Source organism: Micromonospora sp. CPCC 206061 (assembly GCF_036906915.1).
In the GTDB taxonomy this organism is placed as follows: Bacteria; Actinomycetota; Actinomycetes; order Mycobacteriales; family Micromonosporaceae; genus Phytohabitans.
Window position 1 is genome coordinate 1 of record NZ_JBAKHX010000135.1, and the last position, 12,722, is coordinate 12,722.

Annotated in this window: 13 protein-coding genes; 6 read left to right on the forward strand and 7 right to left on the reverse strand. The window is 73.9% G+C overall.

What is annotated here, in order from left to right; translation table 11 throughout:
- Together V6V89_RS39600 and V6V89_RS39605 are read left to right on the forward strand one after the other, a co-directional pair.
- A partial coding sequence (locus V6V89_RS39600; RefSeq protein WP_334624837.1) for a hypothetical protein occupies positions 1-277 on the forward strand: 277 nt, incomplete at its 5' end.
- 75 nt (positions 278-352) lie between these two features.
- Positions 353-1,606: an MFS transporter gene (locus V6V89_RS39605; protein ID WP_334624838.1), complete on the forward strand. Its 1,254-nt coding sequence runs from the start codon at positions 353-355 to the stop codon at positions 1,604-1,606.
- On the opposite strand, the gene V6V89_RS39610 is transcribed toward V6V89_RS39605, so the two are convergent.
- From V6V89_RS39610 to V6V89_RS39620, 3 genes are read right to left on the reverse strand one after another with little or no spacing between them, the layout of a single operon-like run.
- Positions 1,607-2,320 carry an anti-sigma factor family protein gene (locus V6V89_RS39610; protein ID WP_334624839.1) on the reverse strand — a complete coding sequence of 238 codons (714 nt, stop codon included), beginning with the start codon at positions 2,318-2,320 and terminating at the stop codon, positions 1,607-1,609.
- Positions 2,320-2,841 carry a sigma-70 family RNA polymerase sigma factor gene (locus V6V89_RS39615; protein ID WP_334624841.1) on the reverse strand — a complete coding sequence of 174 codons (522 nt, stop codon included), beginning with the start codon at positions 2,839-2,841 and terminating at the stop codon, positions 2,320-2,322. Before V6V89_RS39615 ends, V6V89_RS39610 begins: the two co-directional genes overlap by 1 nt.
- A 55-nt stretch (positions 2,842-2,896) precedes the next feature.
- Positions 2,897-3,808 (reverse strand): DUF1996 domain-containing protein, encoded by a 912-nt coding sequence (locus tag V6V89_RS39620; protein WP_334624842.1) that lies wholly within the window; start codon positions 3,806-3,808, stop codon positions 2,897-2,899.
- Between the two features lie 78 nt (positions 3,809-3,886).
- Here V6V89_RS39620 and V6V89_RS39625 point away from each other — a divergent pair, with 78 nt between their 5' ends.
- Positions 3,887-4,765, forward strand: coding sequence for a hypothetical protein (locus V6V89_RS39625; RefSeq protein WP_334624843.1), 879 nt, complete (start codon positions 3,887-3,889; stop codon positions 4,763-4,765).
- Positions 4,766-4,853: 88 nt separating this feature from the next.
- On the opposite strand, the gene V6V89_RS39630 is transcribed toward V6V89_RS39625, so the two are convergent.
- Complete coding sequence (locus V6V89_RS39630; RefSeq protein WP_334624844.1) at positions 4,854-6,065, reverse strand: acyltransferase family protein; 1,212 nt, start codon at positions 6,063-6,065, stop codon at positions 4,854-4,856.
- A gap of 113 nt (positions 6,066-6,178) precedes the next feature.
- On the opposite strand from V6V89_RS39630, the gene V6V89_RS39635 reads away from it, so the two are divergent.
- On the forward strand, positions 6,179-6,874 hold the full coding sequence (locus tag V6V89_RS39635; RefSeq protein ID WP_334624845.1) for a hypothetical protein: 696 nt from the start codon (positions 6,179-6,181) through the stop codon (positions 6,872-6,874).
- Between the two features lies 1 nt (position 6,875).
- On the opposite strand, the gene V6V89_RS39640 is transcribed toward V6V89_RS39635, so the two are convergent.
- Together V6V89_RS39640 and V6V89_RS39645 are read right to left on the reverse strand one after the other, a co-directional pair.
- Entirely contained in the window at positions 6,876-8,276 is a 1,401-nt protein-coding gene (locus tag V6V89_RS39640) for a tetratricopeptide repeat protein (protein WP_334624846.1), read from the reverse strand.
- 60 nt (positions 8,277-8,336) lie between these two features.
- Positions 8,337-9,905, reverse strand: a complete 1,569-nt coding sequence (locus V6V89_RS39645; RefSeq protein WP_334624847.1) for an MFS transporter — start codon at positions 9,903-9,905, stop codon at positions 8,337-8,339.
- Between the two features lie 61 nt (positions 9,906-9,966).
- Here V6V89_RS39645 and V6V89_RS39650 point away from each other — a divergent pair, with 61 nt between their 5' ends.
- Positions 9,967-10,431, forward strand: a complete 465-nt coding sequence (locus V6V89_RS39650; protein WP_334624848.1) for a MarR family winged helix-turn-helix transcriptional regulator — start codon at positions 9,967-9,969, stop codon at positions 10,429-10,431.
- Here the strand turns inward: V6V89_RS39650 and V6V89_RS39655 are convergent.
- The gene (locus V6V89_RS39655; protein WP_334624849.1) at positions 10,424-11,065 is read right to left on the reverse strand and encodes a TetR/AcrR family transcriptional regulator; all 642 of its coding nucleotides are present in this window, start codon (positions 11,063-11,065) and stop codon (positions 10,424-10,426) included. The two genes, V6V89_RS39650 and V6V89_RS39655, sit on opposite strands and share 8 nt — an antisense overlap.
- Positions 11,066-11,374: 309 nt before the next feature.
- Here V6V89_RS39655 and V6V89_RS39660 point away from each other — a divergent pair, with 309 nt between their 5' ends.
- A complete protein-coding gene (locus V6V89_RS39660; RefSeq protein ID WP_334624850.1) occupies positions 11,375-12,655 on the forward strand; it encodes an ATP-binding protein in 1,281 nt (426 codons plus the stop codon).
- Positions 12,656-12,722 lie beyond the last annotated feature (67 nt).

Here is a 12,722-nt window from a genome sequence, read left to right on the forward strand (position 1 = left end):
CGCCGCCGCGCAGGCGCGGGCGATCGCGCGAGACGCGGCCGCCCGTGGCCGGCGCCGCCGCCAGGAGGCCGACGAGCGCGAACGCGAGCGGCGCGGCGCCGAGCTGGCCAACCAGCGGGAGGCGGTGGCGCACTGGCAGGCGCTGCTCGGCGACGTCGCGCCGCCACCGGCACCGGAGCCGGCCAACCAGCGGCTGCGCGCGGCGCTGTCCGGCCCGACCCAGGTCATCAGCCTCCAGACGCTGTGGGAGGTCGCCCGCGTCAACCGCGGCGAATAAATCACATGAACCGGCTGGCGCCCACCGACGTATAGGTCGAAGTTGGCCGCTTCTCGCGCGGGAGGAGCCTCGGCCATGACCGACATCGACCGGCGCGGGCAGGCGTACGCCTTGCTCGGCGCCGTACAGGCCACGGTGATCGCCACGATGACCGTTGTCGTTCTTCCCCTGCCCGCGATCGGCCGCGAGCTCGGGCTCGACCCGGCCGGGGCGGCGCTCGTGGGTGTCGCTTTCGCGCTCGCGTTCGGCGTGCTGCTGCCGGTGGGCGGCCGGCTGGTCGACAGGTACGGCGCGCGGCCGCCGATGGTGGTCGGGCTGGCGGCGTTCGCCGGCGCCTCGATCACGGCGGCGCTGGCGTCCGGCTTCGCCACCCTCGCCATCGCCCGGCTCGCGCAGGGCGCCAGTGCCGCGCTCATCGCGCCGGCGGCACTGGCCGCGGTACGCCTGCTGACCGCCCGCACCGCGCAGCCGAAGCTGGCCGCCGCGTGGGGCGGCCTGTCGGTGCTGGGCGCCGCCGCCGGCGCCCTGCTTCCCGGCCTGGCAGGCGCCGCGGGCGACTGGGTGTCGTGGCGGTGGGGGTTCGCGCCGGCGGTACTGGTGTCGGCGGCCGCGCTGCACCTGGCCCCGCGCCTGGTCTCGGACCCGCCGCGCCGAGCCCTCCGCGCACCGCCGCGCAGGCGGCCCGCGGGGCGAGGGCGGGCGCCCGCGCCGGTGGCGTACCTGGCCGATCGCCGCCGGGTCCTGGGATTGCTGGCGATCGGCCTGTCCGCCACCGGCGCGGCGCTCGCCGGACTGCTGCTCGTCGCGGCCCTGCCCGCGGAGCGCGTCGCCCCGGCGTTCCTGCCCGGCGTGGCGGCGCTCGTGCTCGCCGGCCGCCTCGCCCGCCGGCCACTGGCCAGGTACGGCTCCCCCGCGCTGCTGACCGCCGGGCTGGCGTCCGGCGCCGCCGGGCTGCTCCTGCTGTCGCGGGTCGGCCCCGACACCGGGTACCTGACGGTGGTGCTGCCCGGGCTCCTGCTGCTCGGCGCCGGGCTGGCTCTGGTGTTCGCCGCCGGCACCGTGCTCACGCTGGCCGGTGTGCCGGCGCACCGCTCAGGGCTGGCCGGCGGCGCGCTCAACGGGGCTCTCGCCCTGGGCGTGGTGACGGCGCTCGCGTTCGCGGGTGGCGCGTCGGGCACGGCGGCCGCCACGACCGGCGTGGGTGCCGCGTTCGCGCTGCTCGCGATGCTCACCCCGCTCGCGGTCCCACCGCGCGTGCGGATCGCCCGCTTCGACGTTGCCCTGAACCACAACCCCCGCGAGGTCTGGCGCGTCCTCACGCGCCCCTGACTACACCGGCAGGGTCACGAAGCGGCGACCGGCCGTGTTCACTACCTCTACCGCCGCCACGTTGTCCGGGGCTACCGCCGCGCTGCCGTCCAGCGTGGTGCCGCCGCTCTCGCCGGCCTTCGACACGATCCAGCCGGCCGCGATCTCCCGCGAGCCGTCCTTGCCCACCACGATCAGCCGGCAGTTCTCCCCCGCCGGGATGCCGTTCACGGCGGCGTTCACCCGCACCCAGCCGGCCGCCGGCACCACCCGGGCGGTCAGACGAACCCCGGTCGCCGGGTCCTCGACCGTACCGGCGCGCGTGCCCGGTACCGCCGACGTCACCGACACCGATGGCACCGGCGGTGTGGCCTGGGCGCCCGGCGCCGGGGCCGTACCGCGGCCCACCGCGACCCCGGCGCCGAGTGCCCCGGCCAGCGCGACCGCCACGGCGGCGGCCGCGGGCATCCAGCGGCGCCGGACGCCCCGCACGGCCTCGCCGCGCACCTGGCGCAGCGTCCGCTGGAGCACCAGGTCGGCGTCCGGCGGGCCCTGCACCAGCGCCTCCGGCGGGATGTCGTTGAGCACGTCCTTCACCGCCTCCAGCTCCGCCAGGTCGGTCCGGCACTGCGGGCACTCGGCGAGGTGGGCGTCGACAGCGCGCCGCTCATCGGGGTCGAGCGTCTCCAGCACGTACGCGCCGAGTTGCGGCGCCTCGTGGGAACCGGCGCTCATCACGCCACCCCCTTCAGGGCGGCGGAGCGCCCGAGCAGCAGTTCTCGCAGGTTCTTCATCGCGTTGTGGGACCGGGACTTGACGGTGCCTGGCGGGATGCCGAGATGCTCGGCGGTCTCGGCGACGCTGCGCCCCTGGAAGTAGATCTCGACGAGCACGCTGCGGTGCTCCTCGGAGAGGCGTTCCAGGGCGTCCAGCGCCACCACGGAGTCGACCACCCGGTCGGCGTGGTCGCGTTCGACGGGCACCGTTGCGGGCGACTCGGCGACCTCGGTCGGCCGGATCGACTTCGCGCGCATCTTGTCGGTCATGACGTTGCGCGCCACCGTGAACAGCCAACCCCGGATCGAGCCGGTCTGCTCCGACAGCGACGCGGCGTGCCGCCAGGCCCGGATGAGGGTCTCCTGCAGCACGTCTTCGGCCAGCGCACGGTCGCCGGTCACCCGGCCCGCGTACGCCAGCAGCGCCTTGCCGTGCTGCTCGTACAGCGACCTCACCAGCGCCTCATCGCTGGAAGCCATCCGCCCGCCCCTCTCCGGTCGGTCACTGGCACTACGGCGAGATCGCATGATCGGTTCACGGGCATCCCGCACCGGTGTTCAGGCACCGCACCACCTGGGCCATCAGCGCCTCCGGCATGAGGTTGACCAGGAACGCGTGGTCTGTCACCGGGCTGCCCCGCTGGTCAGGGAAGCCGTCGATCGCGAACCGGTCGCCATCCGGCCGCTCGTACGCCACCGTCAGCCGCAGGCGCGGCACCGCGAACGTCCCACGTGGACACCCTTCCGGCGCCGGAAACACCAGGTGGGCGCGGTGGTCGGGGCTGTCGACGCGCCGCCCGTCCCAGCAGCTCGGAAACTCGAACACGCGCAGCAGCCGCGCCCCGCCGGGACACAGCGGGTAGCGGGGGCCGGGCGGGCCGGCGCCCGCGCAGGTCCAGCTCGGCCGGGCCAGCCCGGCGTCGTGGGTGGCGGCGCGGGCGTCGCCGGTGGTCGCCCTCAGCAGGCGCGGCATCTCCACGACCGGGCCACCAGGGTCCGGGTACGCCGTCAGCGTCACCGCGGCGGGCACCTCGATCGCGCCATGGCCGGTATCGGCGCGGGCGCCTTTCCTCAAAACCGGCCAGTAGTACGTGGACTTGTCGCCATTCGCGCAGGTGGTGGGGGCGGCGGCGAGCGTGGCGTCGGTGGAGTCGAGCCCGGTCGAGAGGTTGCCGACGTAGTCGTGCACGTGGTGCGGCGGACCGGGCACGCCGGGCGCGACCACGTAGTTGGCGGTGTTGCGGTGGCCTTCGAGGTTGCGCCCGCACGACCACGTATAGGTGCGGGGGGCGGGCGGCGACTCGACGCCGGTCGCGGTGACCTCGGCGTAGTAGGGATCGTCGGCGCGCTCGTCCGTCCACTGCGGACTGCACGCGTGCAGCGCGAATGCCAGAACCAGAAATGCCGTGAACCGGCCGGCGCCGCTGGCCGTATTGGAGCCAACCACATCAATCACCGTCGAGCCAGCGTCGGTCCTGGCGACTATGTCATGCCCGCCTGGTGATCGCAACGCGGGGTGAGTCCAATGAGTACCCGTCCACTGGCAGTCCTCATCGTCGCCACCGCGCTGGCGGGGTGCGGAACGCCAGCGCGGCCCATCGCGCCACCCGCCACCACCGGCCCTGCCTCCGGGGCCGGTGGCTCGGCGCCGCTGGTGCTGCGGGTGGCCGAATTGGACGGGTTCTCGCCGCTCGTGACCAGCGGCGGCGGGCGCACGGTGTACCGCTTCGACCGGGACTCCAACAACCCGCCGGCAAGCCGGTGCAAATCCGCGTGCCTGACGATGTGGGAGCCGGTCCTCGCCCCGGACGGATTCCAGGTCGAGGGCAGCATCGAGCCGGCGATGATCGGCACGGTGACCCGGCCGGGCGGCGCCAAACAGCTCACCCTGGACGGCTGGCCGATGTACCACTTCCGCGACGACGTGAAGCTCGGCCAGACCGCCGGCCACGGGGCGGGCAACGTCTGGTTCGCGATCGCGCCGCGCGGTGGGCGGGCCGAGCAGGCGGCCGCACCGGCGAAGCCTGGCACGTCGGGCCGGCCGCAGGTGCTGCGGGTGGCCAGCCTGGTCCGCTTCTCCCCGATCGTCGTCAACGGCACCGGTCGGACCGTCTACCGGTACGACCGGGACCGCACGAACCCGCCGAAGAGCGCGTGCGCCGCGGAATGCCTGGAGCGGTGGGAGCCGGTGCTGGCGCCCGACGGCGTGCAGATCGACACCACCCTCGACGCCAGCCTCGTCGGCGTGATCACCCGGCCGGGCGGCGCCCAGCAGCTCACCCTGGACAGCCGCCCGCTGTACTACTTCCGGGCGGACCGCAAGCTCGGCCAGACCGCCGGGCACGGCGTGGGCGACGACTGGTTCGCCGTCTCGCCGGACGGCTCGCGCGCCAAACGCGTCTAGGCCCCGTCCTGTCGATCATGCCGAGCCGAGCCGAGCCGAGCCGAGCCGAGGTCCAGCCGCAGGGCGGCAATGATCGGCAGGACAGGGCCTAGGGGCGCATGCCGAACAGGAAGCGGGTCACCGGGGTGCGCCGCACCAGCAGGTCGTACGCCGCCACCGTCAGCGCCAGCGACGCCGCCACGATGGCCAGGTACTTGACGGGGATCGACGCGTCCCACCGCACCACGTGGTAGGCGACCGCCACGACGATCGGCTGGTGCAGGATGTACAGCGGCAGCACGGCGGTGCCGAGGTAGGCGTACGCGCGCGCCTTGCGGCTAGGCGGCCGGGCCGGGCCGGTGCACGCTGGCGCGGGCCTGCGCCGGCGACGGTCGAGCAGGCCGAGGATGCCGGTCACCCAGCACCATCCGGCCACGCCGAAGAGCGCGCGGGCGGCCATCGCGAGCGGCGTCACCTCGGTGAACGGCTCGTCGACGGCCAGGAAGAGCGGCATTCCGGCGGCGAACACCGCGACGCCGACCACCGCGGCGATAACCGCGTCGCGGCGCATCGCATCCCGGAACCGCCCGTCGGCGGCCAGCACGAAGCCGAACAGGAAGAACAGCAGGTACGCCCAGCGGCTCCAGCCGGCGAACGCCTCCTCCAGCCCGAGCAGCGCGCAGATGACCGCGATCGGCACCGCCGGCAGCAGCACCAGGCCGCGGTGCCGCGTGACCGCCGCGGCGCCCCGGTCACCGGCCTGCGCGGCGCGGCCGGCCAGCAGCCGCGCCACCGCCGCCAGCATGAGCGAGAACGCCAGCAGCAGCACGATGAACCACAGGTGCCCGGTCTCGAAGTGCTCGCCGTCCAGGATGAACGGAAAGTCACCCAGGTCGAGGTGCACGTCGAAGAAGCGCAGCAGGAAGCGCGGGTACGACTCGTCGTAGCCGGGGTCGGCTGCGCGCAGCCGCAGCCACTGCGGGATCGGGATGATCGTCAGCGTCGCGAAGACCAGCGGCACGCCCAGCCGGAGCAGCCGCTCGACCGCGAACCCGCGCGGCCCGCGCTTGCGCATCGAGTGCCACGAGCCGAGCCCCGCGATCAGGAAAAGGATCGGCATCGCCCACACCACGGCGAACCCCGCCGCGATCATGATGGCGCTCGTGGTCTCGGGGTTCTTGACGTAGTAGTCGTCTTCGGCGTCGAAGATCAGCGCCGAGTGGAAGAACACCAGCCCGACCACGACGAACGCGCGGATCGCGTCGAGCTCTGGCCGCCGCTCGGCCGCCACCGGGCGCGCCTGTGTCACTTCGCTCGCCATGTCGATCCCCCGCCGGTCGTCCGACCCCCTGATCTTCCCACCCAGACAGGGCGTCCCGCTGCCCCGTCCCGCCGCGGGCATGACCGGCATCGATCCCGGGTACAGCCAGCGGCATGAGGCGATTGTGGTGGGTCGTGGCCGGGGCGGCGGTCGTGCTGGTGGCCGCGGTGACAGTGGTCGTGGCGCTGGTCGAGGCCGCCGACGACGGCGACGTGGTGCTGTCCGCGCCGCGCGGCGACCGGGACTCGGCGACGTTCGAGCTGGTGAGCGGGGCGACCGTGGTGGTCGTGCGCTCGGTCGACCTGGGCGGCGACCTGTACCGGATCTCCGCCTCCCACCCTGACTCCCCGAGGCGGCCCGAGGTGGCCGACGGGGACGACGTGGTGCGGCTGGCGCTGCCTGGCGGTACGCACTCCGTGGACGTGCGGCTCAACGCCGCGGTCACCTGGCACGTGCGGATCGCCGCGGGCGCCGCCGACCAGCGGCTCGACCTCGACGCCGGTCCGGTCTCGGGTGTGGACCTTGCCGGCGGCGCCAACGCGATCGACCTCGCGCTGCCGCCCGCGACCGGCACGCTGCCGGTGCGGGTCACCGGCGGGGCCGGACAGGTAAGCGTGCGGACGGCCGGCGCCGCACCGTCACGAGTACGGGTGGGCAGCGGCGCCGCCCAGGTCACTGTGGACGGTCGCGGCCACACCGGGGTGGCCGGCGGCACCGTCTTCGAACCGCCGGAGTGGGCGGCAGCCCGCGACCGGTACGACCTCGACGTCGCGGCGGGCGTGTCCACACTTACCGTGGCACGCGGCTGACTCAGCGACCCAGGGTGCGTGCCGCCTGCTCGAGCATGCCGACGAACTGGGTGACGGCCGGCTGGTTGGGATGCCCCGGAGGCAGCGCCCGCAGCGCCGCGTGCGCCAGCTGCCGCGCCTCGTCGAAGGTGTCGAGCGCCTTCGTCGCCAGGCAGTACTGCCACAGCGCCTGCGCGGCACCGATGGCGATCGGCGGGAACCGCGGGTCGCTGGGCTCCGCCAGCGCGATCGCGGCGCGCGCGTGCCGCACCGCCTCGAAGATGACGGCCGAGTCCTTGCGGGAGTCGTACAGCAGCACGAGCGCGTTGACCAGGTTGCCGATCGCTCCCGCTCGCTCGGTGTCGTCGCCCTCGGCGGTGCTGGCGGCCGTGCGGCACGCCACGACGGCCTCCACGAGCACCGACACGTCACCGCCGCGCCCGAACGTGTCCATCAGCGTGGTGGCCAGCGCACCCGACGCGCGGGACCGGTTGGCACCGCTCGCCTCGGCGGCGGCGACCGCTGCCCTGCCGGCCCGCACCGCCTCGGCCAGCTTCGCCTGGTCACCGGTGCGGGCGGCGGCGGTGCGCAGCAGTACACAGAGGATCGCCTGCGCGTGCGCCGTCGAGGCCTGGTCGCCGGCCGTCGCCTCGACCGCGAGCCGCGCCGTGTCGATGGCGAGGCCCAGCACCGCCGGGTCGTCGGTGGACTGCGCCTGGAGCCGCAGCTGCTCAGCGGAGCCCAGCGGGTCGAACGGGTCGATGGTGACCGGCGTCGACCCACCCACCTGTGATGGCAGGCCCTGTGATGGCAGGCCCTGTGATGGCTTGCGCTGCACGGGTGGCCGCGGGTCGCGCTCGGCCTCGTCGACGACCATCTTCATGAACTGCCCGGACGGATGCCCGCTGGTGGCGAGCTTGTCGGCCCACCGGCGGGCGCCCGCGACGTCACCCTCGGCGAGCATCGTGGTGACGAGGTTGGACATCGAGTCGGGCACGCCAGCCTCGGCGCCGAGCAGGTAGTAACGCCGGGCCTCGGCGTCGTCACCGCGGAGCCGCAGCAGGTTGCCGAGGCTGTTGAACGTGTCGACGTTGCCCCGGTCCGCCGCCGCCCGCCACCACCGCTCGGCCTCGTCGACCCGGCCGTCTTCCTTGCTGAGCACGCCGAGGTTGTGCATCGCGACCGCGTTGCCCCCCTCGGCCGCCCGCCGGAAGCAGCCGTATGCCCGGTCGCGCTGGCCGAGCTCCAGGAACAACGCGCCGACGTCGGAGAGCGCGCCCATATCGGTGGTGCCGGAGGCGACCGTGAGGTGCTCGATCGCGCTGGCGTTGTCACCGCTCCGCATGGCCCGCACGGCGAGCCGCACCTGGTCCACAGAGGACGGATCGCCGGGATTCTTCCCTTTCCGGAACCGACCGAACACCCGGGCCGCCTTCCCGCCCGGCACACCCGGGTGTCGATTTCCGTGACGATTCGGATGCTATCAGTGTGCGGCCACTGTGGTGGGTCGGTCGAGTTCGGTCGGCACCGACGGGGTCGGAGTGCCGCGGGTGCGGAACGCGCGCAGCAGCAGGACCGCGCCGGCCAGTGCGACCAGTGCCGCACTGAGCGCCGTGACGTGCATGGCCTCCACGAACGCCCGGTCTGCGGCCGCCACCAGGTCGGGTTGGCCGAGCGCACCAGCCATGTACCGGGTGTGCTCCGCCGACGACTCGGCGGCGGTGCGCGTCTCGGGCGGCAGGCCGCCGAGTGCGGGCGCGATCCGGTCCCGGTAGGTGACGCTGAGGACGGTGCCGAGCACCGCGATGCCGAGCACGCTGCCGACCTGCCGGACGGTGTTGTTGACGGCGGAGCCGGCGCCCATCCGGTCCACCGGCAGCACCGCGACGACCGCGGCGACGGTCGGCGCGATCACGGCACCCATGGCCACCCCGCTGATCGCTCCCAGGGTGCAGAACCAGGCCAGCGGCGTGTCCACGCCGAACGTCAGGTTGGCGGCGAACGAGGCGGCCACGACGAGCAGCGCCGTACCCGAAACGGCGGCCAGCCCGTACCGCTTGACCAGGCGCGGGCCGAGCCCCGAGCCGACCACGACACCGAGCGCGCCGGGCACGAACGCGAGGCCGGTGTCCAATGCGGACATTCCACGGGCGCCCTGCAGGTAGAAGTTGCCGTAGAACATCTGCCCGGTGATGCCGAAGAACAGCGCCCCGAGCGCCAGGTTGCCCGCCGCGAACCGGCTGTTCCTGAACAGCCGCGGGTCGAAGCTCGGCTCCGGCGACCGCCGCTCCACCACCACGAACAGCGCGAGCAGGACCACCCCGACCGCGATCGGCGCCCACACCTCGACGCGCGCCCAGTCGGCGGCCTGCCCACCCTCGATCAGCCCGTACGCGAGGGCCGCCAGACCGGCGGTGGACAGTACCAGTCCCAGCGGATCGGGCCGGCGTCGCTTCGCGGCGCGCGGGTTTGGCGCGTACCCGATGATGCCGACCAGGCCGACCGCGACGATGGGCAGGTTGACCAGGAAGACCGACCCCCACCAGAAGTGGTCGACCAGCACGCCGCCGAGCAGCGGGCCGAGCGCGACGCCGAGGCCGCTCGACGCCGACCAGGCGGCGATCGCGCCGGCCCGCCGTTCCGGCGGGAACGTCGCGCCGATGATGGCCATCGACGTCGGCATGATCATCGCGCCGCCGACGCCCATCAGGCCGCGCGCCAGGATCAGGCTGGTCGCGTCGCCGGCCCAGGCCGCCCAGACGGACGCCGCGCCGAACGCGACCAGGCCCGCGACCAGGATCGTGCGATGCCCGTACCGGTCGCCGAGCGCGCCGGCGGCGAACAGCGCGGTGGCGAACAGCAGCGCGTACGAGCCGACGGCCCACTGGCGTTCGCCTGGCGTGGCGCCGAGGCCGTGCCGCGGGTCGGCGAGGTGTTCGAGGGCGATGCCGAGGATGGTCGTGTCGATCCAGATCAGCACCGCGGAGAGGACGAGAACCGAGAGCACGCGCCGCTGACGGCTGTACGATAATGACAGGTCCCTGACGGTCATGCGGTTACCGTGGCACGCTCGTCAGGTACCTGTCAATATCGCGATGGGCAGAATGGGAGCCGTGACCGACGACAAGGAATGCTCGACGTTTCTGGTTCGCCACGCCTGGCTGAGCATGCGCGGTGTGGTGGCCGAGGCGCTGGACCAGCATGGGCTGTCGGTCGCGCAGTTCGCGTCGCTGCTGATCCTCGACAACCACCCCGGGATGTCCGTCGCCGACGTCGCACGCGCCGTGTCGACCGCCCGCCAGTCCGCCAACGAGATGCTCGGCGGCCTGGAGCGCGCCGGGCTCATCGAGCGCCGCCCGCACCCGCAGGACCGGCGCTCGCAGCAGATCTTCCTCACCGACAGAGGCCGCGCGCGGCTCGGCGCGGCCCGCCCGGCGGTCAGGGCGGTGGAAGACCGGCTCTCCGAGGGCTTCACGGCGGGCGAGCTTGCCGTGGTCAACGCCTGGCTGAGCCGCATGGCCGCCGCGACCTCCGTTGACGGCACCTCGGTCGGTCGCGAGGAGATCCCGACTATCTGACCCTGACCAAATGGCCTATATGTGCCGCCACGCCATCGAGCAGGCGCTGGAGCCCGTACTCGAAGACCGCGTCGAGGTCGTAGTCGAACGGGTGCCGGGACACCTCGGCGAACCCCGGGTACCGCCCGGACGCGACCACCGCGGCGATGGCCCGGCGCTGCGTCCCGATCCACTCGTCGCTGGTCATGCCGGTGTCCTGCTGGGCGCGCACCTCTGACTGGATGTTCAGCGCGGTGCCGCGCACGTGGCCGAACAGGGTCAGGTGGACGTGCATCGTGTCGCTCGGGCCGAGCCCGAGCTCCCGGAGCGCGGCGAGGCTGAAGTCAGCGTAGGCGAGCAGGTTCGGCAGGAGCTGCGGGCGGGTCATCGACAGCGCCTCGGCCGCCCACGGATGGCGGCGGAAGACCGTCCACGTCAGACGCGCGACGCGTTCCAGCGCCGTGCGCCACTGCCGCGGGCGGACCGGCAGCGAGCGCTCCCCCAGTACAGCGTCGACCATCGCCGGCACCAGCTCCTCCTTGCTGGCGACGTACCGGTACAGCGTCATCGTGGCCACGTCGAGGTCGGCGGCCACCCGGCGCATCGACAACATCGCCAGCCCTTCGGCGTCGGCCAGCGCGACGGCGGCCCGCACGATCCGGTCCCGGCTGAGGTCCAGCTCGCGCCGCTCGATGGGTAGGTCGTTCTTCTGATCCGGACGCCGGACGGTCGTGCCGGCGCCCGGTCTCGTCTCGACCAGTCCGGCGGCGCGGGATCTGGTTCCGCGACCAGTTCGTGCGGGCGATGCCGCACCTTCCCGGCGGTTCGGCCATGGCCGGGAACATCCAGAAGTCGGCCAACGCCGTCACCCTGAAGGGGTACGGGCAAATTTGATCGTGATTCCGTCGAACTCCTGGCCGGCGCCTTCCGTTCATCGAGGTAGGCGCCGGTGGGGGGAGCCATCGTGACGTACGGGTTCGCGGAAGAATCGGGCACAGTCCGGGCGTGGGGTGCCGCGCCCGTGATCGGTGCTGGCATCGCGGCCGCGCTGCTGGTCATCCTCGTCGGCTACCTGATCTCCCGGGGCGTGCGGCGCCGACGGCCGGCACCGCACCAGTACGCCGGTCGGGTGCCGGCCCGTCCGGCCACGGCGTACCGCGGACCGGCGTCCGGATCGCGCCGCCCCGCCCGCCGATCCGAAACCGTGGCCATGGGTTCAGGACCGGTCGTTCGCGAGGCGGGGCCCTCGGTTCGCGGCGGCCCTGACCCGCGTAGATCCGGGCGCGGTCCCGGCCCGCGGGCGGCACCCAACTCCGGCGCGGCCCAACGCTCCGGCACGGCCCGAGGCTCCGGCGCGGCGGCGCCTGGCGTTCGCTCCGCCCAGACCGATGCGCCGCGCCCCGGCTCGGCCTACGGTTCGGCCGCGACCCCACCGCGGGCGGACTCCGCCGGCAGGCGGCCCGCAGCGCCGCCCGGGTACCGCCCGCCGGCCCCGTCCTCCCGATACCGCGCACAGGTGGACGCCGCCGTGGAACGCGGCCGGGCCCGCACCGCCGAGCGCGCCGTCGGCGAGCGCACACAGGACCTGCTTGCCCGGCAGCTCGCCCTCATCAGCGAGTTGGAAGCTCAGGAGACCGACCCCGAACGCCTCGACGCCCTGTTCCGCCTCGACCACCTGACCGTCCAGTTGCGACGCCAGGACGCCAGCCTGCGCGCCCTTCGCGGCGAGGAACCCGTCCGCTGGTGGAAGCAGCCGGCCCCACTGTCCGATGTGGCCATAGCGGCAGCGTCCGAAGTGGAGGAGTACCGGCGGATCGAGGTACTGTGCCTGCCGACCGTGGAAGTCGCACCGTGGGCCGTCGTCGACGTCGTACACCTACTCGCCGAACTGCTCGACAACGCCACAATGTTCTCGCCGCCCGGCACCCCCGTACACGTGGTCGGCGGCACGCTGCCAGACGGCCGCATCCTGGTCGACATCCACGACGGCGGCCCCGGCATGGACCGCGAGGTCCTCGACCAGCTCAACGCCCGGCTGAACGGCGTCGCCGGCCTCGACGCCGGCGAAACCACCACATCCGGCCTGATGGTCGTCGAACGCCTCGCCCGCCGGCTGCGCGCCAAAGTGGCCCTGTTCCCCTGGGGCGACGCGGGCATGACGGCGCGCGTGATCCTGCCCGGCCAGTTGGTCCGCCCCGTGGTTGCCGCCAACCCCCGCTTGAAAACCCTCCCCCGCGGCCGCTGACCCCCGCACGCTGCCGGCGCCCCCGCCGGTCGCGCCCCCGCCCCGCCCGGCCCCACCGCGCCCGCGC

What these genes read in the sequence shown, in the direction of transcription:
- V6V89_RS39630 (WP_334624844.1), bottom strand. Translation starts at nt 6,065, where the DNA reads ATGGCGAGCGAAGTGACACAGGCGCGCCCGGTGGCGGCCGAGCGGCGG.
- V6V89_RS39645 (WP_334624847.1), bottom strand. Translation starts at nt 9,905, where the DNA reads ATGACCGTCAGGGACCTGTCATTATCGTACAGCCGTCAGCGGCGCGTG.
- V6V89_RS39625 (WP_334624843.1), top strand. Translation starts at nt 3,887, where the DNA reads ATGAGTACCCGTCCACTGGCAGTCCTCATCGTCGCCACCGCGCTGGCG.
- V6V89_RS39615 (WP_334624841.1), bottom strand. Translation starts at nt 2,841, where the DNA reads ATGGCTTCCAGCGATGAGGCGCTGGTGAGGTCGCTGTACGAGCAGCAC.
- V6V89_RS39605 (WP_334624838.1), top strand. Translation starts at nt 353, where the DNA reads ATGACCGACATCGACCGGCGCGGGCAGGCGTACGCCTTGCTCGGCGCC.
- V6V89_RS39610 (WP_334624839.1), bottom strand. Translation starts at nt 2,320, where the DNA reads ATGAGCGCCGGTTCCCACGAGGCGCCGCAACTCGGCGCGTACGTGCTG.
- V6V89_RS39635 (WP_334624845.1), top strand. Translation starts at nt 6,179, where the DNA reads ATGAGGCGATTGTGGTGGGTCGTGGCCGGGGCGGCGGTCGTGCTGGTG.